This is a genomic window from Rhizobium sp. TAL182 (assembly GCF_002117725.1).
In the GTDB taxonomy this organism is placed as follows: Bacteria; Pseudomonadota; Alphaproteobacteria; order Rhizobiales; family Rhizobiaceae; genus Rhizobium; species Rhizobium esperanzae.
This window is the reverse complement of sequence record NZ_CP021024.1, coordinates 799,688-821,336: the sequence shown is the minus strand read 5'-3', so window position 1 is coordinate 821,336 and position 21,649 is coordinate 799,688. Positions and strand designations below refer to the sequence as shown.

The 21,649-nt window shown below is 56.6% G+C and carries 24 protein-coding genes; 1 reads left to right on the top strand and 23 read right to left on the bottom strand.

Annotated elements, in window-relative coordinates:
* Positions 1–12 precede the first annotated feature (12 nt).
* The 20 genes from Tal182_RS04075 to rfbA form a co-directional block, all read right to left on the bottom strand.
* Complete coding sequence (locus Tal182_RS04075) at positions 13–984, bottom strand: hypothetical protein (RefSeq protein ID WP_085858140.1); 972 nt, start codon at positions 982–984, stop codon at positions 13–15.
* Positions 981–1,793: a class I SAM-dependent methyltransferase gene (locus tag Tal182_RS04070; RefSeq protein WP_085858139.1), complete on the bottom strand. Its 813-nt coding sequence runs from the start codon at positions 1,791–1,793 to the stop codon at positions 981–983. The genes Tal182_RS04075 and Tal182_RS04070 overlap by 4 nt, the downstream gene beginning before the upstream one ends.
* Positions 1,793–3,007 carry a glycosyltransferase gene (locus Tal182_RS04065; RefSeq protein WP_245344809.1) on the bottom strand — a complete coding sequence of 405 codons (1,215 nt, stop codon included), beginning with the start codon at positions 3,005–3,007 and terminating at the stop codon, positions 1,793–1,795. The genes Tal182_RS04070 and Tal182_RS04065 overlap by 1 nt, the downstream gene beginning before the upstream one ends.
* Entirely contained in the window at positions 2,907–4,400 is a 1,494-nt protein-coding gene (locus Tal182_RS04060) for a glycosyltransferase (RefSeq protein WP_085858138.1), read from the bottom strand. The genes Tal182_RS04065 and Tal182_RS04060 overlap by 101 nt, the downstream gene beginning before the upstream one ends.
* Before the next feature lie 2 nt (positions 4,401–4,402).
* Complete coding sequence (locus tag Tal182_RS04055; RefSeq protein ID WP_245344808.1) at positions 4,403–5,167, bottom strand: TIGR04325 family methyltransferase; 765 nt, start codon at positions 5,165–5,167, stop codon at positions 4,403–4,405.
* Between the two features lie 146 nt (positions 5,168–5,313).
* On the bottom strand, positions 5,314–6,180 hold the full coding sequence (locus tag Tal182_RS04050; RefSeq protein ID WP_041683541.1) for a hypothetical protein: 867 nt from the start codon (positions 6,178–6,180) through the stop codon (positions 5,314–5,316).
* Positions 6,165–6,797, bottom strand: a complete 633-nt coding sequence (locus tag Tal182_RS04045) for a PIG-L deacetylase family protein (RefSeq protein WP_064826994.1) — start codon at positions 6,795–6,797, stop codon at positions 6,165–6,167. Before Tal182_RS04045 ends, Tal182_RS04050 begins: the two co-directional genes overlap by 16 nt.
* Positions 6,794–7,495 (bottom strand): WbqC family protein, encoded by a 702-nt coding sequence (locus Tal182_RS04040; protein WP_085858136.1) that lies wholly within the window; start codon positions 7,493–7,495, stop codon positions 6,794–6,796. Before Tal182_RS04040 ends, Tal182_RS04045 begins: the two co-directional genes overlap by 4 nt.
* Positions 7,492–8,457, bottom strand: coding sequence for a hypothetical protein (locus Tal182_RS04035; protein ID WP_004677162.1), 966 nt, complete (start codon positions 8,455–8,457; stop codon positions 7,492–7,494). The genes Tal182_RS04040 and Tal182_RS04035 overlap by 4 nt, the downstream gene beginning before the upstream one ends.
* Positions 8,439–9,116 carry a glycosyltransferase family protein gene (locus Tal182_RS04030; RefSeq protein WP_085858135.1) on the bottom strand — a complete coding sequence of 226 codons (678 nt, stop codon included), beginning with the start codon at positions 9,114–9,116 and terminating at the stop codon, positions 8,439–8,441. Before Tal182_RS04030 ends, Tal182_RS04035 begins: the two co-directional genes overlap by 19 nt.
* Positions 9,113–10,129 carry an N-acetylneuraminate synthase family protein gene (locus Tal182_RS04025; protein ID WP_004677160.1) on the bottom strand — a complete coding sequence of 339 codons (1,017 nt, stop codon included), beginning with the start codon at positions 10,127–10,129 and terminating at the stop codon, positions 9,113–9,115. Before Tal182_RS04025 ends, Tal182_RS04030 begins: the two co-directional genes overlap by 4 nt.
* A gap of 114 nt (positions 10,130–10,243) precedes the next feature.
* Positions 10,244–11,314 (bottom strand): radical SAM protein, encoded by a 1,071-nt coding sequence (locus Tal182_RS04020; RefSeq protein WP_085858134.1) that lies wholly within the window; start codon positions 11,312–11,314, stop codon positions 10,244–10,246.
* 1 nt (position 11,315) lies between these two features.
* Entirely contained in the window at positions 11,316–12,161 is an 846-nt protein-coding gene (locus Tal182_RS04015; RefSeq protein WP_085858133.1) for an NAD(P)-dependent oxidoreductase, read from the bottom strand.
* A complete protein-coding gene (locus Tal182_RS04010; RefSeq protein WP_085858132.1) occupies positions 12,154–12,867 on the bottom strand; it encodes a nucleotidyltransferase family protein in 714 nt (237 codons plus the stop codon). The genes Tal182_RS04015 and Tal182_RS04010 overlap by 8 nt, the downstream gene beginning before the upstream one ends.
* Complete coding sequence (locus tag Tal182_RS04005; protein WP_085858131.1) at positions 12,860–13,840, bottom strand: NAD-dependent 4,6-dehydratase LegB; 981 nt, start codon at positions 13,838–13,840, stop codon at positions 12,860–12,862. Before Tal182_RS04005 ends, Tal182_RS04010 begins: the two co-directional genes overlap by 8 nt.
* Positions 13,837–15,156, bottom strand: coding sequence for an ABC transporter ATP-binding protein (locus Tal182_RS04000; RefSeq protein ID WP_085858130.1), 1,320 nt, complete (start codon positions 15,154–15,156; stop codon positions 13,837–13,839). The genes Tal182_RS04005 and Tal182_RS04000 overlap by 4 nt, the downstream gene beginning before the upstream one ends.
* Positions 15,156–16,031 carry an ABC transporter permease gene (locus tag Tal182_RS03995; RefSeq protein ID WP_085858129.1) on the bottom strand — a complete coding sequence of 292 codons (876 nt, stop codon included), beginning with the start codon at positions 16,029–16,031 and terminating at the stop codon, positions 15,156–15,158. The genes Tal182_RS04000 and Tal182_RS03995 overlap by 1 nt, the downstream gene beginning before the upstream one ends.
* Positions 16,028–17,134 carry a DegT/DnrJ/EryC1/StrS family aminotransferase gene (locus tag Tal182_RS03990; protein WP_085858128.1) on the bottom strand — a complete coding sequence of 369 codons (1,107 nt, stop codon included), beginning with the start codon at positions 17,132–17,134 and terminating at the stop codon, positions 16,028–16,030. The genes Tal182_RS03995 and Tal182_RS03990 overlap by 4 nt, the downstream gene beginning before the upstream one ends.
* 1 nt (position 17,135) lies before the next feature.
* The gene (locus tag Tal182_RS03985) at positions 17,136–17,510 is read right to left on the bottom strand and encodes an FdtA/QdtA family cupin domain-containing protein (protein ID WP_012482746.1); all 375 of its coding nucleotides are present in this window, start codon (positions 17,508–17,510) and stop codon (positions 17,136–17,138) included.
* 22 nt (positions 17,511–17,532) lie between these two features.
* Entirely contained in the window at positions 17,533–18,444 is a 912-nt protein-coding gene (rfbA, locus tag Tal182_RS03980) for a glucose-1-phosphate thymidylyltransferase RfbA (RefSeq protein ID WP_012482745.1), read from the bottom strand.
* Between the two features lie 246 nt (positions 18,445–18,690).
* Here rfbA and Tal182_RS03975 point away from each other — a divergent pair, with 246 nt between their 5' ends.
* Positions 18,691–19,488 carry a glycosyltransferase family 2 protein gene (locus Tal182_RS03975; RefSeq protein WP_085858127.1) on the top strand — a complete coding sequence of 266 codons (798 nt, stop codon included), beginning with the start codon at positions 18,691–18,693 and terminating at the stop codon, positions 19,486–19,488.
* A 28-nt stretch (positions 19,489–19,516) separates the two neighbouring features.
* Here the strand turns inward: Tal182_RS03975 and Tal182_RS03970 are convergent, their stop codons facing one another.
* From Tal182_RS03970 to Tal182_RS03960, 3 genes are read right to left on the bottom strand one after another with little or no spacing between them, the layout of a single operon-like run.
* A complete protein-coding gene (locus Tal182_RS03970) occupies positions 19,517–20,317 on the bottom strand; it encodes a Fis family transcriptional regulator (protein WP_085858126.1) in 801 nt (266 codons plus the stop codon).
* Positions 20,314–20,919: an RNA polymerase sigma factor gene (locus Tal182_RS03965; protein ID WP_064800748.1), complete on the bottom strand. Its 606-nt coding sequence runs from the start codon at positions 20,917–20,919 to the stop codon at positions 20,314–20,316. Before Tal182_RS03965 ends, Tal182_RS03970 begins: the two co-directional genes overlap by 4 nt.
* A 43-nt stretch (positions 20,920–20,962) precedes the next feature.
* On the bottom strand, positions 20,963–21,499 hold the full coding sequence (locus Tal182_RS03960) for a tetratricopeptide repeat protein (protein ID WP_085858125.1): 537 nt from the start codon (positions 21,497–21,499) through the stop codon (positions 20,963–20,965).
* Positions 21,500–21,649 lie beyond the last annotated feature (150 nt).

Here is a 21,649-nt window from a genome sequence, read left to right as displayed (position 1 = left end):
GCTGGCGGGACGTCAATACCTGATGAAATGGTGCAGGAAGCTTATGACCGGCCGAGGTACATGGCGTTGCACCCATCTGCGCGCCTTAACCCGGAAAAAGGGACGAATGCCGCCGGAAAAGCCGGGAGAAACCGTTCTGATCGCCTTCAGGGCTTGCATCAGAGCGCGTTCGTAGACCCTGTAAGCAGCGTCAGGTTCCTCGCAGACGGCGGTGTAGAAAGCCGACAACCGATCGAACATGCCATTGGTCAGCAACTGGAACTGGTGGAAGTGATAGAAGATCAGAGGCGAACCATCGACCTCGATCCTGCCTGATGCATCCTGCGAAAAATGCAGCTTTTCGTAGTTCCAGGGCGCGATCCCAGCTCCGGGATGCGCGATGATATGGCAATTCGGATACAGATCCGGCCATTCGTCCAAATACTTCTGATCACCCATCTTGCCGTCTTCCAGGCGATAGTAGCACCATTCGATGCACTGCTCGCGCCAGCGAGTGAGGCAGCGCATTCCCTCTTCGTCGCGCCGGAAACTCACCCATTCGACACAGAAACGCCCATTAATTTCCCGATTCTGCAGCCGCGGAGCAAAACGGTGTTCGATAATGGCGATGGAACTATTGCCGATTTCGTCGAAAATCGGCCTGAGCGGTGAATAAAACAGCAGATCGGAATCGAGATAGGTGATGAAATCGATTTCCGGATGGTGCGCCAGGACGAAACTCGGCAGACACGGAGACAGGGTCCAGCAATATTCGGCGACGCCGCGCGATTTCTTGACTTCCAGGAGTTCCGGCGTCTCGATATCGACGAGTGGAATGCAGGTGATGTAGGACCTGTTGAGAGCGGTTAATATCTCCTGCGTCTGCTGGTCCATGCAAAGCACAAAAACATGCGCCTCGGGGCACCATTGGACGAGGCTCTCCATCATGGTCATTCCCTTGATGAGATAGCCGTTGTCGAAAAGGGTACAGAAATAGTTCGTCATGATTGGGTTTGTTTCCTGCACAAATAGGTGCGCATTGCATTGCCCTTGCGACTGTCGTGTGGATCCACGTTCTCGGTAAGCGTGAACGTCGCCAGGACGTGCAGGCCGTGAACCCGAAACATGTCCAATAGCTGCGGCTCGGAAAAATGGATTTCTATGGTCTCGACGCCATAGGCCTGTTTGCGGAAATACTTGGTCGGCTCGCCATAGACAACAGGCGTACGGTGAAAAATAACGTATTCCTTGGCAACTCGGGCGCTCTCTGCGATCGCCGCGTCATAATTGGGGATATGCAGCAGACAACATCCTGAGACGACGACGTCGAAAGCGTCATCGTGATAGCTGAGCCGCGTCGCATCCTCCACGTCGAACGACAGCCCGGGATAGATGCTGCGCGCCATATCGATGAAAGCGTCCGAGTAATCGCAGCCGCGATAACGCAGCGGCAAGCCACTCACATCAAGCACTTCGGAATAATAGCCGCTGGAACAACCGATTTCGAGCAGCGAAGCATTGGCCGGAAGATTGCCGATGCTGCGCAAAGCCGCGGTAAAAACATCGAATACATCAATGGAAGCGCCGCTGCGGTATTCCTTCAGCTGGCGCTCGACGAGGGCTCTCTGACGGGCGGGCAGATCACTCGCTTTCCAAGATGCGGCAAGGCGCGAACTCTCGCTGTCTCGACGAGCCGCCTCTATCTCGACATAGCGGGACGATACCGACGTCGCCGGCAACAGCCGTTCATGCAATCGCTTCAATTGGCTCTTCACCCCTGGAAAGCGATTGAGACTCGTACGCAGAAACGACATCAGCCCTGTTTCTCCAGATATCGTTCGAGGATCGGCACCAATTCTTCCATTCTCGATTTGTAGGTGTGGTCCTTCAGCGTCCTTGCCTGGCCAGCCTTTGCGATCGCATCGGCCTCGTCGGGGTGGTCTATATAGTAGCGGACGAGTTCTGCCGCTTCCTCAGCACTGGAATAGGCAACCACTTCCTTGCCGACCTCGAAAATCTCCCCGAGATTATCCTTCCTATCGGTTATCAGCAGCGATCCGACACCGGTCGCCTCATAGAGCCGCATGTTATTGGCGTTGTTTTCGGCCACATTGATGTGTCGGTTGACGGTGATCCGGCTGCGCGCCAGCGCGCGATACATATCCGGGCCCCAGACTTCGCCATTGTGACGCTTGCGAATCGGAGAAGAGCGCGGCAGCGTCTTCGCGCCGTAGCCGAAAAACTGTATCGGCGTGGTATCGGCAAGATGTTCGAGCAAGGGAACGGCCTTGCCGTGATGACGGCTTATGCCGCCGACGAAGCTCACCGGCACATCGCGCCTGATATCGCCAAGGAGATCGAGCACTCGAGTATCGAAGCCAATCCTGAAATATTCGGATTTTATCCCCATCTCGTGAAAACGGGATACGAAATGGGGGAAAGACGTCAGAATAAGGTCATAGGGTCGCAGAAACTCACCCGGTGGCAGCGGACAAGCGATCTGGCCGACAATCAACGGCACCGTCTTCTTCAGCTCCGTCAGGGCATGCGGCGGAAAGAAGCTGAGATCCTGACAGTAGAGTACATCCGGCTTGAATGCTCGAACACGGGCCATCGCGACCTCCAGCAAGCCAGGGAGCGCCGCCAGGCGTGCGCCAACATAAGGCAGCCTGAAAAACCGATGCGGCAGTTTCATCGCCCAAGCGCTGAATGGCTCGTTGTTTTCTTGCGCCCAGGCGGACTGAAGCGGCACACAATTGCCGATGATGTCAATGACGTCGCAACCCTGGTCCTTCAGGTGGCGCGAGTAGAAATCGGACGTGCCGAATGCGGCAGCCAAAAGAGCTTTCGTCTGTTCTGGCGAAGTCGATTTTCGGAGCTGTGGCCGCCGCGCATAGAATTGCTTCAGAAACCGCGCGTAATAGGTGTCAAATATTGCTATTTTCATGTTCACCGTCTGGTTGACTGCCGGGACGTTCCTGGGACGTTCTATAGACGCTACCGACAACTTTTGCCGGGTTCCCGGCAATTATCGCCCCTTCGGGGAAATTTCCGCGGACGACCGCACCCGCAGCGATAATGCTATCACGTCCTATTTCCGTGCCACGCAAGATCAGGGCGTTGGTGCCAATGAACACATTATCGCCAATGTGCACGGGTGCAGTTTTTATATCCGCCTCGACATCCGAATGACGGCGCCCTTCCGGGCGTATCGGATGAAAGTCCGTGTCGAAAATCGTGACGTTGGCTCCCATCAGCACTTCGGCGCCGATTGAAATCCGTGCAGCCGAGACGATGGTTGCACCACTGATCCCACTGTCTGCGCCAATGCTGATCTTCGATCCGGCGCGAATGGTCGCTATCTTCACCGGATGATTGAGAGCCAGCGCTGTAAATCGGGAATCAGAACACAGGACGACGCGATCACCGATGTGAATGTCACTGTCAGGATGCCGTTGCAACAGAGGGGCGCCATAGAGCACAACATCGCGGCCAACGCTTACTCCGTGACGTTTCAGTTCGCTAAGCCGCCTTGCACGCACAAGGGAAACGGCAAATTTTTTAAGGCTGGTCGTCATCCTTCCCAAAAGGACACGAGCGTAAAAGAAATAGGCCATACGGAAAGGTGCGGTCAATCTCTGCACCGGTGAACCGACAAGCGAATAGAAGATCAGGCGTTGAAAAACGTTGTGAGGAGAGCGCCTGCCAAACAATCGTTTTTTCCATGAATGCCTGGAGACGTCGTTTCCATATACTGGCGGCGAATAGACGATTGCTTTTGTGCTGACGATCAGAGGCACTCCGGCGCGCGAAAAGCGCATCGCGATTTCATAATCGGCCATGTAGTGCGGCAAAAGGCGTGGCCGCATACCGCCATATTTCCGAAACAAGAGGGCTGGATATAGAGTACCTCGACCGCTCAATGCATCCACGCGGTATTGGCTCTCAGGCGACCGTTGTTGCGCTTCGCTCAATTCCGAAAGGAGATCCCAAATCGCGAACCTGTTGATGTTGATCCGAGGTCCTATACTCACAAGAGGCGGATCTTTCCCCTCTTCATGGATAACGCTTCCGACGGCGGCTTCGCCATTCGCCTTGGATGTTTGCACCAGGGTTTCAACATAATCGTCGTCGAACCAGGTATCATTATTCAGAAACAGGATATAATCTTCCGCCTTGCAAGACGGAAGGACGTGTTTCAGCCCCTCCTCGATGGCACCCCCCCACCAAAGATTGCCGTCGCCTCGGATTTCGACCACATCGCCCTGCGACTGCAGGTATTCTGCCGTTCCATCGGTCGAACCGTCGTTGACAACGACGATCGTCAGCGCGTCGGCGAGAGTTTGTCTCCTGAGCGCGTCCAACACCTTCCGGGTGTGCTCCAGACGATTGAAGACAGGGATAATGACGTTAACGCGCATCGCTAGATTTCCGGCTTCTCAAGAAACCAGCCAGTATACGACCATTCGTATTGTCCCTGAGCTGGCGTAAGGCCAATGCCCCAACGCGTCAATTCTTGCAAGGGCGGCGGTGTTGCTATTCCAAATGTCCCAGCTGGCTGGAAACTGTCCAGCACTTCGTAGCCATGCCTCGCGAAGCGATCCTGCAATTCATGCGCGTTCAAGAACCACACGGGGTAGCTCGCGCGATAGATGCGCTCCGGCACATGCTGCACAAAAGGGACGTCGGCGACATCGAACTGCGCGCTTGTTCTATCAACAAGGATGAACTTGATGTCTTTCGAAAGAAGGCTCTCAAGATGCTGATGAGGATATTCGAGATACTGGAGCACGCCCGAGAGCAGAACGATGTGAGGGTTCACAAGATCGATTGCTTCCTCGAGGCAATGAGAAAAGCTCAGAACCCCGTCTTCAAATTCTGCTCGGCCTGCTTCTGCAAAATGAGGCTGCTCGACGACGCACCATTTCAATTCCGCGAGATGAGCGAGTTTTGACCGGTGTTGGAAATAGGAGCTTCCGAGCGCGCCTCCAAAGTCGACCACTCTCAAACGACCATCGGATCTGGATGCAATATAAAGCAGCCAGGCAAGCAGCGGATGCGAGTAGCTTCTTTTCTTGAAGATTACAGTGTCGCGCTCATAGGAGGCACGGCCCTGAACAACTGCGCGTGTGGCTTCGACGGCTTTTGCAAGAATGGCCGGCGCATCATAGCCGGTTGAATCAGCCATTGCCGAACGCCAATCATCGTAAGGTCCGTCGAAAGTGATGTTGTGCCGTCGGAATTCGGCCCAGATCTCCTGTTCGCGCGCTTGTGGCGATTCTCGCGTCACCTCAAGCAGACAGTGGATTCCCGGGAGCGCAAATTTAAGCCGTCTCATTCTTCAAACCAGGCTTGGAACGGCCGTCGCTCAAATTCGTCCAGTGCCCCACCGGGTGTGGAATTGAAGATGCGGATATCATTTGCTCGCGCGATATTTGCGATGGCTCTATATTGTCGCCACAGCCGCGCCGCCTGCTGAAAGTCGTCGTGACGGTTCGTTGTCGGGGTGCCGTCCGCATTTACGGTGAAATCTTTTCCTTTTTGCACCTTAAGGTCGAAAGCGTATTCATAGGTTGCCGACAGGAAGCGATCGTGGTCGACGCCGAGCAGGATGATTTCTTTGAAACCAAGATACATCGCTATCATGAGGGCCATCACCGGGACTGAATCGACACGCGGCACCGGTTTGGAAATATCGACGATTTCCACGGATGGTCTTTCGTCGAAGCTTTCGCCGAGCATGAGATACCGGACCGTTCGTCCCGAAAACAGATTGTGTTTTCGAACCAGCTCCGCTTCCGTGGAGCTGAGGAACAGTTCCGCGCCGCCCAGGTGGGAATGCATCTCCTCGAACCAGCGGACCACGTCCTCGGGTGTCATTAATCCGTAGGTGATTTGCGGAACACAATGATAGCGAGATTGGAACTTGTCGAAATCGGAATGCAAATAGCCGTTGGAAACGGTTATGACATTTTCGCCTTGAAGCCGCGACAGATCCAAGCCCTTGACACTCGGTCCATTTCCTAAAATGAAACAGCGTTGGTCCGCACGCAGCCCGGCAAGCTGCCTATTTTCTGCCAGCGATCTCGCGACATCAGCAGATAACTTGTGACGATTTTTAAGCCTGCGCTTCAGCTCATGCACACCGTAGGGAAGCAGCATGGAGCCAAAGGTCAAAATCTTCCTCAAGGCTGCAGCCACTTCACCACCTCGAAGACTTCGGCGTATTTTACACCGATGCGCTGGCCGGCGTTCTCGGCTTCATTGCGGAAGAAGCTCACCCATTTCCGCCCGGTGCGCTCCATCTCGGATTCATGGGCAAGGATCGCTTTTTCCTTCTGGTCCCAATGGGCGGTGATGTCGACGTAGAAATTTCCCCTGAAATCGACGGTCGAATGATACCAGTTGCTGCGATACATCAAGAGGCGGGGCACATGACGGCAGCTGTGCAGCGATGCGCGCGACAAGGCCAAGTGATCATGATGGATGTCGCCCACCCAATGGGTATAGACCATATCGATCTTCAGATCCTGCACGAGCTTGAGGATCTCGATATTCAGCGGGTCGACGAATTCGATCTGGAGCGTTTTGAACTCGCCGCAAAACATCTTGTGGACGCCGAGAATTTCCATCGCAGCATCCGCTTCCGCTCTGGCGACCTGGCTGCTCCGCACGGACTGGTCATATTGGTTGGAAAAGCCGGAAACGGTCGCGACATAGACGTAAACCGTATCGCCGTTTGCTGTATGGCGTGCCAGTGCACCACCGCAGCCCAGCTCCACGTCGTCAAAATGGGCACCGATCGCGAGAATATTCATTTGCAACTCCAGAGCAGGTCACGCGTGCCTGCAATACCACAATTCAGCAGTGTGTCGAGAATACTGAGATAGGGAATGAACTCGCCGAAGGGCTGTGGATAAACCGGATGGACGAAATGCTGCCACTCGATTTCAATTCCGGCTGCCTCGAATAGTTCCGGTCGCATATAGTCGCGCGCGCCGAGACCCGAGAGGTAGCGTGTTGCTCCCACTTTGCCCAGCAATTCGACAAGCAACTCGTTCCTATGACCCTCAGGGCTTAGAGTGCTCGATCGCACCGTCGGCATTGTGATTTCAAGCATATCCAGAATACCGTCCAGGAAATGCATATTGAAATCGGCCAAAAGGTCGAACCGCTTGCCGTAGAGGGCTTCGATTCGGGGAAAGACTTCGCTCCAGCCGGCCGACTTGCGATAGTTTTCGCGAAGCAAGGAAAGGTTCTGATCTATCCAACCGGTGCCGGGCGCCAGCTCCACCTCGTTGATCGGGGTGCCGAAGCTTGGCTTTCTGATTCCGACGGTGAGCCAGCGATCCCCTTGCGCCGTCTTGATCCTGTCACGATGGGTCCAGCTCTTGCTCGTGCCGTGGACAAACTGGACATGATCCAGAACGATGTAGAGGTCGGCGTTCAGAAAACGCTGAAAAAAACCGAGATAGGAGGCAAAGTCCGGCTGATGGATCACCACTGTCAGGGTCATGCAGCCAATCTTTCCAGCAAATCGGCAACGCGGCCCAGCCCGCCAAGGTCGACCTTGGTCATGGCGGTCTCGCTCATGCTCCGGATGGGGATCGCCTTCTCCAGGATGCCGAGATCGAAAGCCGAGTGATGCCCGGCGAAGAACGCTGCTCCAAGCTCCTCGAGCGCACGCCCGACCGGGACTTCAAAAGGTTCGTTGGCGACCACGACACAGGGCAGGCCGGCCGCACAAGCTTCGAAGGGCGTAAGGCCGCCACCGGTAATCGCCAGATCGTGCCCGTACATCTCCGCCGCAAGCGACGGCACCTGGTTCAGCAATCTGAACCGATCCGGCGCGGCGGTCGCGACCACCTCTTCAAGCTCCGCCATGTGCTGGAAGCTCGGGCCCGTGACAATGGTGACAGGAAAAGCCTTGCTGCTCAGCCATTTGGCGACGCGAACCGTCACTCCGTAAGTATCGGCGCCGCCGAGCGTGACAAGTATTGATGCAAGCTTTTCCCGAACTCTGCGATAGCTGGCGATTTCAGGATTGAGTATCATGTACCCTACACCTAGCCGAACGTCCCTGCCTTTCAGGCCCTCCGTGTTTTCGAACAGGAGAGCGCAGATATTCAGGTCGGCAAGTTCCGCGCCATCACCACGATCATCAAAGGTGACAAGCTTGGCGTCCAAGCGCTTGATCGTCTCGCTATGGAGCCGCTGGGTGTTAAGGCGATCGTTGATCCAGATCGGAGACGAAGCAGCGGCTTCGAGGAAAGCCTTCTCCCATCCCGTCACGGCGGCGAGATCATAAAGCGCCACGTCAAAACCGCGCTCGCGGATGATTCTCAAGGAATTTGGATGATCGTTCACCAAAAAGCGGACCGAATGACCGCGGGTGCGCAATTCCGCTGCGAGCGTCAGCGACCGAAAGAGATGACCCATGCCGCGTGCATGTGAACTTTCTATGCAGAAGACGAACATAGCCGGATCGCTTCTTCCGTCCCGAGCCAATTCCCACCCGCCTGCGCTGCGAGTGCACGGGCGCGGCTCCAATCTTCCTCGGTATCCACCGTCAGGCGCAGCTCCGGAGAGATTTTGGCCAAGGGCACATCGAGCTGACCGATCTTGAACAGTTCTGGCCGATCGGTGAAGTATTCATTCACGTGTTCGCGATGGTGCGGCAGCTTCCCCTCGCGGTGGCTGCGCGCCAGGGCTTCGAAGGTAAATATCTCGGCGCCGACGCCAATAGGCAACTGGCCAAAGGCATGCGTGTAATCGAATCTCTGCTTTTGGTGCAGGTCGATCAGCCTCTCGAGTTCCTCGATGTCGGTGAAAGGATTATCTGCGGTCAACCGCACGATATCCGACATCCCGAGCGATCTCGCGCACTGAAAATAACGATCGAGAACATCGGTTTCGTCGCCGCGAAAGCAGCTGACGCCGTGCTCAAGGCACCAGGCTTCGATAACATCGTTCTCGCTGGCGGACGATGTCGCAACGACAACCTTGGCCGGGCGCTTCAACATCTGAAGCCGACCAAGGACATGTCCGAGCAGGGGCTTTCCGGAAATGTCGCGAAGCACTTTTCCCGGCAGCCGCGTCGATCCCATCCGCGCCTGGATAATAATTCCAAGCGTCACGCCAGATCGCTCCACTGGAGGACCGCGTCCGCATCGAGGTCGTTTGCGACCCGCCGTCCTGCGAGAGCGTCGAAATGCTTCGGTTCAATTCCTGTTCCAGGCCGCTTGACGGAAATGTCGCCGACGGAGATGACATGGCCGGCCTTGAGCGGTCGGTTGACGACAACGCTCTTGCGATTGTTCAACCTCGTCGTCGCTTCACTCGCAGCCGGCTCCTTGCGGCCACTGCCTTTCATGATCTCGAAGGCGCGTATCGCGTCGACGAGCCATTTCATTTCCGCCGGATCGGCCGAAAGCATATGGTCCGGGCCGTCTGCGGCCTTGTCATAGGTGAAATGACGTTCAATGACCCGGGCGCCCATTGCGACAGCGCACAGGCTTGCGACCGGGGTCAGCGTATGGTCGGAATAACCGACGTCAAGATCCGGAAACGCTTCCATCATCGTTTGCATCGCGCGCAGGTTCACATTTTCCGGATGCGTCGGATAACTCGTGATGGCATGCAGCAGAATGAGCTTGTCGTTGCCGGCCTCCTTGATTGCGGCGACGGACCCCCGAACTTCGTCGAGCGTCGACATCCCCGTCGACAGGATTATCGGCTTGCCGGTTTTTGCCAGATAACGGAGAAAGGGAATGTTGACCGCGTCGTCCGAACCCACCTTGTGGGCGCCGACTCCACACTTCTCCAGTAGGTCGACATCCGTTTCATGCGAGGGCGAGGAGAACCAGTCCAGCCCGTGCTCTTCGGCATAGCGAAACACCGCTTCGTGAAGCTCGTGACCGATTTCGTATTTGCGGAATAGTTCGAACTGCGAGGTAACGCCGGTGTTCTCCATGTCGAACATGGCGTTGCGGCTCGACAGGGTCTCCGCGCGATAGGTCTGGAGCTTGACGGCATCCACCCCCGCCGCTTTTGCCTCGTCAATCAGGCGCTTTGCCTGATCAAACGTCGTGAAGTTTCCGCCGATCTCAGCGATGATGTAGCACCGATCAGGCCGGTAATTCCGGAACATCCTGTTACTCCCTGTAATTCACGACCGGCAAAGCCGCCCCGCTCTCGCGGCGATCGCAGCCCCTTAAACTATAGGCTTGGCGACGTCTGGCCGTAGCGCGTGAAATTCCGCCGATTACTGTCCGATTTCCTGGTTCCGGTCGACGTAATTCCGCACAATGACCTGCCGGCCGCAAATCTCAGCCGTCTCGTCATTGGTCTGTCTCGGCAGATAACACCTGCGGCACACCTCGCTCTTCAGGAAACCTTGGGGTTCCTTGTGCAGAGCGCGCACCGCGTTCATTTTTTCCCCATGCCAGATCTGGTGCACGGTTTCGGTGTTCGCATTCCCGATAACCTCGCGGTTCTCCTCGTCGTTCGAGCACTTCATGACCAATCCGTCGGCACCAATCACCAGGCGTTGGTACTGCTGCGGGCATGTGAAGTTATCGAGATAGGCGATATCGGAATCGTTGCCGAGGTAATCGATCAGCGGATTGAAGGCGACGAGATCCACGTGAGGCGCGAAGGTCTCGTAATAGAGATCCGGATTTTCCCGGATTGCCGGCCAGATACCCTGCACCTTGATGACAGGACGGTTGAGACCGCGCTCCTCCTTGTACTTCTTTATGTCCTTGATCTTGTCGAGCAGCGCCTCGAACTTGATCGGCTTGCGGATCTTCTCATAAGTCTCGCCGGTACCGTCGATCGAAACGGTGATCCAGTCGATGCCGGCATCGACGAGCTGGGCGAAATAGTCTCTGTTGAGCTTGAAGCCATGCGTCAGGGTCGAGACTTCCTTGATCCCGTGGTCCTTGGCATAGCGCACACAGTCGGCAAAACGCTTGTGCAGCGTCGCTTCGCCGCGCAGCGACAGACGGATGGCAGGAACCTTGCCGCCGATCTCATCGATGATGCGGCAATAGAGGTCCCAGTCCATCCGGGTCGTGTTGACGTTTTTCTTGAACTCGTCGCTGATCGTATAGCACATCGGGCAACGCAGATTGCAGATCGATGCCAGCTCGAGATCGACGAGCAGCGGGTAATCCGAAACCTGCTGGTTCAAGGCATATTCCGACCACTTGCGACGGTAATCCGCGTATTCGGCTTCCCATCCCTCGCCACGGAATCTGTCGAACGCGGCTTCGCGCTCGTCCGTGTCCATCGAGTAGTTGCCCTTATTGATCGGAACGTAACGCTCGTTCAATTTACGACTCCTTCATCATCACGCCGATGCCGGCCGGCAGATCCCACTCCGGCCGCCATCCAAGAACGGCGCGAGCTCGCGTAATATCCGCCCGCACGTCAGGTATTTCATTCCGCCGAACGGCGCAAGACGACACTACTGGTAGATCAGTGCCGGCCGCTTGCTGCAAGATATCGATGATTTCCTGCACCGAATACGACGTTCCGGAGCCGATATTGATGCAGTGGTAACCTTCCGACACATCCATGGCCTTGGCAAAGGCGCTCAAGACATCGTCAACGAAGACATAATCCCGCCGCGGACTGAGGTCCATGACCTGTATTTCCTGCCTCGCCCGTATCCGGTTCAGAAGCGTCGGTATCAGGAACTCCGGGCGCTGCCCAGCCCCATATATATTGAAAAGCCGCAATACCACCACCGGTATTTGCTCGTGTGTGGCAGCGAACTCACAGAGTTGTTCGGCAAGATGCTTGGAAAGAGCATAGGGGTTGTTCGGCCTGACCGGATCGCTTTCCTGGATCGGCAGCCGTTCCGGCACTCCATAAACATAGGCGCTTGCGAAGACGAGTTTGGCCTTGTGCCGCTTGCACCAGTTCAAAGCATGCTGCGTACCGAGAACATTGGCGGCGGTGAAACTTGGGCCTTGTGTCCAGCTATCCGGAACGAATGTCCTGCCGGCAAGATGAAACAGCGTGTGCGCTGCCGGAAGATCCTGCCAAAGGCGCTCTTCGCTTATGTCCCCATGCGTTCGGTCAAGCGCAAGCACGTCAACGCCGGCCCGTTCAAGCCGCTGGACCAGACGCTTCCCGAGAAAGCCGCCAGCACCGGTGACGATGGCATCAACCATTCAAGAACCTGGATTGCATGGTTTCGAACTCTTCGATCGCCAATGCATAATCGTCGGGCCGTCCGATATCGAGCCAATAGCCGGGAAAATCGCGAACCGTGGCCGGCTTGCCTGCCGCCAGGAGATCGAGCATCAACTGGTCAAAGCCGTAAGCGCCGCGTTGCGGTATGTGCTCGACGGCGGCCGCAGACACCATGTAGACGCCCATGCTGACCTTATACTCGGCCGTCGGCTTCTCCCGGAAACCGGTCAGGCATCCTGCCTCGTTAGTATCAAGAACGCCGTAGTCTATGCGATGCTGACGCGTCTTGGATGAGATCGTAAATATATTGCCGTCAAGGACATGGGTATCGTGAAAATCGGCATAGTTGAGGTCCGTCAGGATGTCGCCGTTCATCACCAGAAAATTCTCCGGCAGATCCTTGATCAACCGCAGCGGCCCCATCGTGCCGAGCGGTTCGTCCTCGAGCGAATAGTCGATGCGTACGCCCCACTTGTCGCCGTCCTGGAAGAAGGCCTTGATCAGTTCAGCCTGATGGTTGACGGCAAGCGTAATGTGCTGAAATCCGCCTGATATCAGCTGACGAATGATGACCTCGAGAATGGGATAGTCGCCGATCGGCATCAGCGGTTTTGGAAGGACGACGGTATAGGGCCGCAACCGCGTTCCCATGCCTCCCGCCAGAATGACTGCACGCCTAGACATTGAAGATATCCGCCTTATACCGTGCCAGATTCTGCGGCTGACGCAGCCATTCGATTGTTGACGCAAGCCCGTCTTTTAAGCTGTAACGGGGCGAAAATCCCGTCAGCGACTTGATCAGGCTATTGTCGCAGCACAGGCGTTCCACTTCGCTGTTTGCCGGGCGCAAACGCTGTTCGTCGCATTCGATCGCGACGCTGACACCGATGATGTCGGCGATCAGCCGAACGGTATCGCCGATCGAGATCTCGCTGCCGGAGCCGATATTGACCGTCTGACCGACCGCTTCGTCGCAGGCCGCAAGCGCCAGAAAACCGTCGCACGTATCCTGCACGAAATTGAAATCCCGCGTGGGTGAAAGCGCGCCGAGCTTCAGCGTCGTCCGCCCGCTCAGAAGCTGTGAAATGACTGTCGGAATAACCGCCCTGGCAGATTGTCTCGGGCCATAGGTGTTGAAAGGCCGTGCGATCGTCACCGGCAGATCGAAGCTCGAATGATAGCTGTAGGCGATCGCATCAGCGCCGATCTTGGACGCCGAATAGGGCGACTGCGCTTGCAGCGGATGGCTTTCGCTGATCGGCACAAAACGCGCCGTACCGTAGACTTCGCTCGTCGAGGTCTGGATCACTCTTCCGACGCCGGCGTCAAGCGCGCCTTGAAGAACGTTCAGCGTCCCATGCACATTGGTATCGATATAGCTTGACGGAGCCTGGTAGGAATAGGGGATCGCGATCAGAGCGGCGAGGTGAAAGATCGTGTCGACACCTTTGGCGACGGAGCGCATTTGGGCGGGATCGCGGACGTCTCCGAGGATCACCTCGAACTTGCCGCGGTATTCGGACTGATCGAGCCAGCCCCAGCTGGAAAACGAATTATACTGGCAGAGTGCGCGGACTTCGACACCCGATCTCACCAGCGTCTCGACAAGATGAGAGCCGATGAACCCATCTGCTCCGGTGACAAGCGCCTTTTTCATTTCAAAACACCTTCAGAATCGCGCTGGAAGACCTTCTCAACCTCCCAAGGCAACTGTATCGCCGAAATCGACGGCTTCCGCTGTTGACCGAGCATCTGGATAATTCCGACATTATCCTCCACGTCAAACCGAATACCCTCGGCGACGGAATATATCGAGAATCGACTCGATATGCCCAATCGCACGTAAAAAGTGCCGGTGTTGAGGAGATATCCGGGAAATTTCACGCGGGCTCGATAATAACCGGCAGCCCGGGCGTCCAGGCGGCTGACGTCGAGCTCGGGATCGGAGAGGCTGACGAGCGTGGTGTAGCCGTCCTCCATCTTGATCTGCATCCCGACCGAGAGGCCGGAAAGAGGTTCCCTCAACTCGTATTCGACCTCGATGGAGAAACCCTTCGACAGTTCCACGGTTTCGGAAATCTCGTCCTTCTCGTTCAATACCGCAACGCGACATATGACGGCCTTTCCGTCGATATCCTCGGGATTGACCGAGTAACTTGCCGTGCCGCCGAACTCAGGGCGATCGAGATAGGCCTTTATCACATCTGCGGTATCGCCCATTGCAGCGACCTTGCCGTCAGCCATCAAAATCGATTTCGGGCAGATGCTGCTGATCGCCGTCATGTTGTGGCTGACGAAGATGATCGTTCGGCCGGTCTTTGTCACTTCCTGCATCCGCCCCATGCATTTGTTCTGGAAGTTGACGTCGCCGACGGCCAGCACTTCATCGACCAAGAGGATCTCCGGCTCGAGATGCGCCGCGACGGAGAAAGCGAGACGCACATACATTCCAGATGAATACCGCTTCACCGGCGTGTCGATGAATTCGCCAATCTCGGCAAACTCGACGATTTCATCGAATTTCGATCTGACCTCGGCACGGCTCATGCCGAGGATGGCGCCGTTGAGATAGACGTTCTCCCGGCCGGTGAGCTCTGGATGAAATCCGGTGCCGACCTCAAGCAGGCTGGCAATTCTGCCCCGAATTCCTATGAAACCCGAATTGGGCATGGTGATCCGCGACATCACCTTCAGCAGCGTGGATTTTCCGGCCCCGTTCCTGCCGATAATCCCAACGATTTCGCCGTGCCCAACTTCGAAGGAGACATCATCCAACGCATGGAAGAGATCTCCTTTGAGTCGGGATTGCTTACCGCGCTCCGACGCGTAATCTGACACGGAAACATTCGGATCCGGAAGATTGCGCCACTTCGCCCACCAGCTCTGAAGGTCGCGATAAAGGGTGCCGTGATTGATCACGCCGAGACGATAGAGCTTGCTGACGTGCTCCGCTCGAATAACGATATCGTTCATCAGACGGTGTCCATCGCGTTGGCTTCCGCCCGTGAAAAAAGCGCCAGCCCGCATAGGGTGATTGCGACAGTCACCGCGAGATTGGCAAGACAGAGACCGACGGGCAAGGCGGGGGCATCAAACAGCGCCCAGCGGAAGGTTTGAACCGGGGTCGTCATTGGATTGATATAATAAAACCAATGATACCGTTCCGGAATCTGGGTGAAAGGGTACACGATCGGCGTAGCATACATCCACAACTGCGTCATGAACCCGACGGCGTAGACGAGATCGCGGAAACGGACCGTTAGCGCCGAAACGACAAGCCCGGCACCGATGCCCAGCACTGCGATATAGAGCAGCACCAATGGCGTCAGAAGCAGGAACCAATAGCTCAGGACCAAATCGGGGTGGGCAATTTTCAACCCGACGGAAACCGTCAGCAAGAGCAGGAACTGGATCGCAAAGGCGACAAGGCCGCTCATTGCAACGGATACCGGTACCACCAGTCTCGGAAAGTAAACCTTTCCAAACAGATTGGAATTCTTCGAGAAAACGTCGGAGTTATTGGCTAAGCAGACGGAAAAATAGCTCCAGATGATCGTGCCCGACATGTAGAACAGGAAGGGCGGAAGGCCATCCGTGGAAAGATTGGCTATTTTTCCGAACACGACATAATAGGTCAACGCCGTCAGCGATGGTTGAATGATGTACCAGGCCGGCCCCAAAACAGTCTGCTTGTAAAATGTCGTGAAATCCCGCTTGAAAAACATCCAGATGAGGTCGCGATACCGCCAGACAAGCGCAAGATCCGGGGTATTGCCCTTCGAAGGCTTGATCACGATGTCCCAAACCTCGTCGGGTGCGGAGGCCGATCCCTTCAAGTGCTCTGTCATGCCGCCAACTTCAGCTTTTCCGGGAGCGCCGCAAGAAGGCTGCAGACGCGCTCGATCTCATCCTTTCTATGCCCGGCCGAAATAGGCAGGCTCAGCTCGGTAGCATGCAGTTCATCGGCAATGGGATAATCGCCGGAAAGAATGCCTTGCATTGCCTTCTGCCGATGCGGCGGTATCGGATAATGCACCTCGGTCTTGACGCCGTTATCGAGCAGCCACTGGCGCAACTCGTCGCGGGCCGGGTGCCGTATCGCGAAGATATGGAACACATCATACTCGGCAGGTCGACGAAGCGGCTGCGCCAGCCATTCAGGCAGATTGGCAAAATAGATATCTGCCAGTGCCCGCTTATGTTCAGTCACCTGATCGAGGTGACGCAGCTTGACCCGCAGGAATGCCGCCTGCATCTCGTCAAGCCTCGAATTTACACCGATATAGACGTTCTCATATTTTTTCTTCGAGCCGTAGTTGCGCATGTGTCTCAGGCGATCGGCAAATTCGTCATCATCGGTGACGATCGCGCCCGCATCTCCGAGAGCTCCAAGATTCTTGGTCGGATAGAAGCTGAAACAGCCGGCAATTCCAAAGGTGCCGGTCAGCTTGCCGTCATAGCGCGCGCCGTGCGACTGCGCGCAATCCTCGATCACCATGAGACCGTGCTCGCTTGCAAACGCGGCGATCTCGGTCATCCGGCAGGCTTTGCCGAAAAGATGCGTCACGCAGATTGCCTGCGTCTTGCGTGTGAGCGCCGCCGGAAGGCGCTCCGGATCGATATTGAAGGTTTCGCGCTCGGGCTCCACCAGAACGGGTTTGTGGCCCGCGCGAAGAATTGCCAGAATAGTGGCTATATAGGTGTTGGAGGCAACCATGATCTCGCTGTCTTTCGGCAGGTCGAGCGCTTCGATCGACAGGATCAATGCATCCAGACCATTGGCCACGCTGATGCAATGTTTGCTTTCCGCGAAGGCGGCGAATTCGGCTTCGAATGAGGAGACCTCATTGCCAAGTATGTACCATCCGGAACGAATGACACGGGATGCAACCGCCTCCAACTCTTCCATCAGCGCGCGGTTGGCTTGCGCAAGGCTTTCATACTCAATCATCTCAGAGCCGTTCGTAGGGAGTGTCGATGTAGTCGTCCTTATCGTACCCGTGAGAGGCAAAAACCAGCAGGATAGAACCGGGACCGAAGGTCATTTCATGCCAGTCCCTTGGCTCCACCAGCAGGCACTGGTCCGGTGACGATAAGGTGATCTCTTCCCTGGCTTTTCCATCGTCCATCAAAACCATCACGCTTCCCGAAATCGCCACCAATGCCTGCCGAGTCTTGTGATGACGATGGCCGCCGCGTTTATATCCGTCGGCACCATAGATCCAGAAGCTCCGGACGACCGGAAATGGCAGTATTCCGTCCATGACGGTCAACGCGCCTCGTGCGTCGGACATCGTCTTTAACGTAAGCAGAGTAAAAGCAGACAAGATTGGTTTCCAGTTTTGCGGGTCAGCCGGGCGGGAAATGCGGAGCTGGTTCCCTCACCAGGCTGATGAGGTATCGACCGTAAGAGCTCTTTTCAAGTGGAGCCGCAAGTCTTAGCAACTGCTCGGCATCTATGTATCCCAAATGAAAGGCGATTTCTTCGGGGCAGGCAATCTTCAGCCCCTGGCGCCGCTCGATGGTGGCAATGAACTGACTGGCTTCAAGGAGTGAATCGTGCGTGCCCGTATCAAGCCAGGCATGTCCTCTGCCCAAGACGGCAACATTCAGCCTGCCGGCCGACAGATAATGCCGATTGATATCGGTAATTTCGGTTTCACCGCGCGGCGAGGGTTTCAAACCGGCTGCAATGTCAACCACGTCATTGTCGTAGAAATATAAGCCCGTCACAGCGTAAGAAGAGCGGGGCCTGGACGGCTTTTCCTCCAGGCTGAGGACTTTGCCCTCACCGTCAAACTCCACCACCCCATACCGTTCGGGATCGTGGACTTTGTACGCGAAGATCGTCGCTTCGTCCGATCTCGCGGAAGCCCCGGATAAATCATGAGTCAGGAGATTGCCGTAGAAGATATTGTCTCCCAGTACGAGAGCGGTTGCCTCCCGCGCGATGAATTCCCTGCCGATCGAGAATGCCTGGGGAATTCCGTCCGGTGCGGCCTGCACGGCATATTGGAGGTTTAGTCCCCATTGGGCGCCGTCACCCAGCAGCTGTTCAAAACGTGGGGTGTCCTGTGGCGTGGAGATAATCAGGATATCCCGGATGCCTGCAAGCATCAGCGTTGACAGGGGATAGTAGATCATCGGCTTGTCGAAAACCGGAAGAAGTTGCTTCGAAATGGCGAGAGTCGCCGGATGAAGTCGGGTGCCCGAGCCACCGGCGAGCAAGATGCCCTTGCGCAGTTTTTTATTCGAAGACAAGAGACCTCCTGCAACCGGTAAATCCACGCGCACTCACGAGCTTATCGTGGTGATATCGCTATTCGACAGTGCTCACTACAGATAGATGGGGCCGCATGCAATGCACTTAGCAAGAGGAGCAGCCGCCGCCGCTCACCAATCAGGCGTTGATCGAGGATAACTTGCGGTACTCGATTGCGGTAGTGCCTTTCCGTCTGATACGGGTTGGTGCTATCGCCTTTTGAAATGTGAGCAAGATACCCTTAGATGGCTGCAGATACTGCCAATCCAAGCTCCCCCCGGATAAGCCTCATCACCGTTTGCTGGAATGTCGAGCAGACAATTGCTGATACCTTGCGGTCCATCGACGCTCAAACCTACCGCAATTTCGAACACATCATCATTGATGGCGGCTCACAAGATTCGACGCTCGCCATTATCGCTTCGGCGCCGGCGGAGAACCGCAGTGTGCTTTCCGAGGTGGACGGAGGTATCTATGAGGCCATGAACAAGGGGATTGGTCTTGCGAGCGGCGATATTATCGGCTTCTTGAATGCGGACGACACTTTCGAGAGCAATGACTCCCTCGGAACCGTGGCGGCCGCGCTGGATGATGAAGCATATGACGGCTGCTATGGTGATCTCGTCTATGTTTCCAACCGGCACATCGATCGCAAGGTCCGTTACTGGAAATCCCGTGCGTTCAAACCCGGTTTCTTCGCGCGGGGGTGGTGCCCGCCGCACCCAACATTCTATGTTCGGCGCAACATCTATGAACGGTTCGGGCGGTTTGATCTGCGTTATCGGCTTGCAGCCGACGTCGAGCTGATGATGCGATTCTTGGAAGTCGCGCGGATCAGAACAATCTATATCCCGCAAGTCTTGGTCAGAATGCGCTTAGGGGGCGCCACGAACAAAAACGTTCAAAATATATCGCGTCAGAACAAGGAGGTGCTGCGCGCCCTTGCCGACCACGGCCTCAAGGTCTCAACATCGATGTTCTGGGCCTTTAAGATCGTGAACCGGCTAGGCCAGTTCCTGAGGCGCAATCGATCGCAGGACTGATCAGCTCAAAGCCGCCGCCAATGGCGGGTCACACCGCCACCCTCCCCCGCACCCCATTCGCAATCGCCGTCATCCTGTCTGCCGCAGCATGCCCGATCAGCATGAACGCATGCGTCGCATTCGACCAGTAGACGACATTCATTCCCTTGCGGCTTTCAAGGTCCGGCGCCTTCGGCCCCGCGTCGGATTTCACGATGCAGAGCGCCATCGGGCCGGTCTCGGGATCGAGATAGGCGATCTGGGCGAGCGCCTTGCCGTCATATTGCAGCAGCAGGGCGCGTTTGAAATCGACCCCCGGGAGCGAAACGGCTTCCGGGGAGAGCGACAGGCCGAGCTTCTCGTCAAGACTGGCGAGCTGGGCGGCCTGGTCCTGTCTGCCGGGAACGGGGCCGGCGAGCGTTTCGGCGGTATAGAGCGAGATATAGTCGGCGACCACGGCGCGCCATTCGCTGTTTTCGTCCTTTGCCGAAAAACCCCTGCCGATGCCGATGACGGCGCGGTCGATGGCGATGCCGGCCACAAGCGAGGCGGCGAGCGCACCGAGGAAGCGACGGCGCGTGGGCGCGGGTGCAGCGACCGATCTTGCGTTATCATGCGCAGGAATGGCGGAGAGCATCGCCTGCAGTTTTTCGCGCGGGGCTTCGGAGAGCAGCGGAGCGAAAGCCTGCTCGAACGGCAGGCTGGCGCGCGCCAGGAAATCCAATCGTTCGGCGACGCTCTCGTCTTCCTTGACGATGGCCTCGATGCGGGCTCTCTCTTCCGCCGTCAGCTCGCCGTCGATGAAGGCTGTGAGGTCCTCGTCGGAAGGAATGGTGTGTTTCGTGCTCATGGCCGTCCCCCTGCCGGTCCGGCGCCGGAGAGCCTGGCGCGGGCGGCCGCCAGCCGGCTCATCACGGTCCCGATCGGAATATCCAATATGCCTGCAACCTCGCGATAGGAAAGTCCTTCCACATAGGCGAGGAAAACCGCCGTCCGCTGCGCCTCGGGCAACGCATTTACCTGCTTCAGCACCTGCCCCGCCATCACATGCGTTTCAGTATCGTGCGCGCCGTCGAAGGTCAGCGCCTCGCCGGCATCGACAAAACCCTGGCCCTGTCGCACCCGGCGCGAACGGATCTCGTTCAGCCAGATCGAATGCAGGATCGAAAACAGCCAGCGGTCGAGCCGGGTGCCGGGAACGAACTGGCCGGCGCGCTCGAGCGCGCGAAGGCAGGTCGCCTGCACCAGATCGTCGGCGACATCGCGCTGATGCGAGAGAACGAGACCATAACGCCAGAGCCTGGCCAGGTTTTCCGTCAGACCGCTCCTGATATCCGCTTCGCTCGCGATGGCCGCCTCCGCCGATCCTGCATCCCTTGGAACCGCCTGATAAACCGGCGATTCCATTCTCGCGTGACTATAGGCAGGAAATGTAGCGTCCGCGACCGACATTCGGATATCCTTTCCGGCTCCATTTCCCGCCAGTGGCCTACTCTCAGATCTTCGACGGATCGAGGATGACAGCGTTCAGATCCTGATATTCCTCGCAAGCCATGCCGCAGATCGTCTTGATCGTGTTCAATTGCTCCTTTGCGAGATCGAGCCGGCCCTGGATGACATAGGCTTCGCCGAGATATTCACGGACCTTGGCGTATTGCGGATCCTTCTTCACCGACTGCAGGTAATAGGAGATGCCCTCGTCGGTGCGGCCGAGCTTGCGGGTGGCGTAACCGCGATAGTTCAGCACCTCCGCGCTGTTCTGGTCCCTGACCGTATCGAGCATGGCAAGCGCCTCTTCATAACGGCCGGCCTTGGCCAGCGAATAGGCATAGTCGGTACGGTTTTCGTCCGAAACATTGGCGCTCTGCTGCTTGACACATTTCTTGGTCTTCTGGTCGTAGATCTCGCCCTTCTTGCAGGTCGGCATCGTGCTGTTGTCATTGCCGACAGCAAAGACCGGGCCGGAGAAGAGCGAAGCGGCAAGGCAGCCGCCGACAAGGATGGAAGCGATGCGGACTGTCGTGATCGTCATGGGAAAACTCCTCGAGAGTGACGTTGCGGGGAGAGAACACCGCTGCCCTGGGCTTTATTCGCCTGCCTCTCTATTTTCTCCATCACTGCTTCGTGAAGTCCCCGAGGCCGAATAAATCATCGGGACCGGGTGTTCTCAGCGTTGTGCCGG

Bases quoted from the DNA above. Each gene is read 5' to 3' on its own strand.
- Tal182_RS04075 (WP_085858140.1), bottom strand. From the start codon at position 984: ATGACGAACTATTTCTGTACCCTTTTCGACAACGGCTATCTCATCAAG.
- Tal182_RS04070 (WP_085858139.1), bottom strand. From the start codon at position 1,793: ATGTCGTTTCTGCGTACGAGTCTCAATCGCTTTCCAGGGGTGAAGAGC.
- Tal182_RS04060 (WP_085858138.1), bottom strand. From the start codon at position 4,400: ATGCGCGTTAACGTCATTATCCCTGTCTTCAATCGTCTGGAGCACACC.
- Tal182_RS04055 (WP_245344808.1), bottom strand. From the start codon at position 5,167: ATGGCTGATTCAACCGGCTATGATGCGCCGGCCATTCTTGCAAAAGCC.
- Tal182_RS04045 (WP_064826994.1), bottom strand. From the start codon at position 6,797: ATGAATATTCTCGCGATCGGTGCCCATTTTGACGACGTGGAGCTGGGC.
- Tal182_RS04040 (WP_085858136.1), bottom strand. From the start codon at position 7,495: ATGACCCTGACAGTGGTGATCCATCAGCCGGACTTTGCCTCCTATCTC.
- Tal182_RS04035 (WP_004677162.1), bottom strand. From the start codon at position 8,457: ATGTTCGTCTTCTGCATAGAAAGTTCACATGCACGCGGCATGGGTCAT.
- Tal182_RS04025 (WP_004677160.1), bottom strand. From the start codon at position 10,129: ATGTTCCGGAATTACCGGCCTGATCGGTGCTACATCATCGCTGAGATC.
- Tal182_RS04015 (WP_085858133.1), bottom strand. From the start codon at position 12,161: ATGGTTGATGCCATCGTCACCGGTGCTGGCGGCTTTCTCGGGAAGCGT.
- Tal182_RS04010 (WP_085858132.1), bottom strand. From the start codon at position 12,867: ATGTCTAGGCGTGCAGTCATTCTGGCGGGAGGCATGGGAACGCGGTTG.
- Tal182_RS04005 (WP_085858131.1), bottom strand. From the start codon at position 13,840: ATGAAAAAGGCGCTTGTCACCGGAGCAGATGGGTTCATCGGCTCTCAT.
- Tal182_RS04000 (WP_085858130.1), bottom strand. From the start codon at position 15,156: ATGAACGATATCGTTATTCGAGCGGAGCACGTCAGCAAGCTCTATCGT.
- Tal182_RS03995 (WP_085858129.1), bottom strand. From the start codon at position 16,031: ATGACAGAGCACTTGAAGGGATCGGCCTCCGCACCCGACGAGGTTTGG.
- Tal182_RS03990 (WP_085858128.1), bottom strand. From the start codon at position 17,134: ATGATTGAGTATGAAAGCCTTGCGCAAGCCAACCGCGCGCTGATGGAA.
- Tal182_RS03975 (WP_085858127.1), top strand. From the start codon at position 18,691: ATGGCTGCAGATACTGCCAATCCAAGCTCCCCCCGGATAAGCCTCATC.
- Tal182_RS03970 (WP_085858126.1), bottom strand. From the start codon at position 20,317: ATGAGCACGAAACACACCATTCCTTCCGACGAGGACCTCACAGCCTTC.
- Tal182_RS03965 (WP_064800748.1), bottom strand. From the start codon at position 20,919: ATGTCGGTCGCGGACGCTACATTTCCTGCCTATAGTCACGCGAGAATG.
- Tal182_RS03960 (WP_085858125.1), bottom strand. From the start codon at position 21,499: ATGACGATCACGACAGTCCGCATCGCTTCCATCCTTGTCGGCGGCTGC.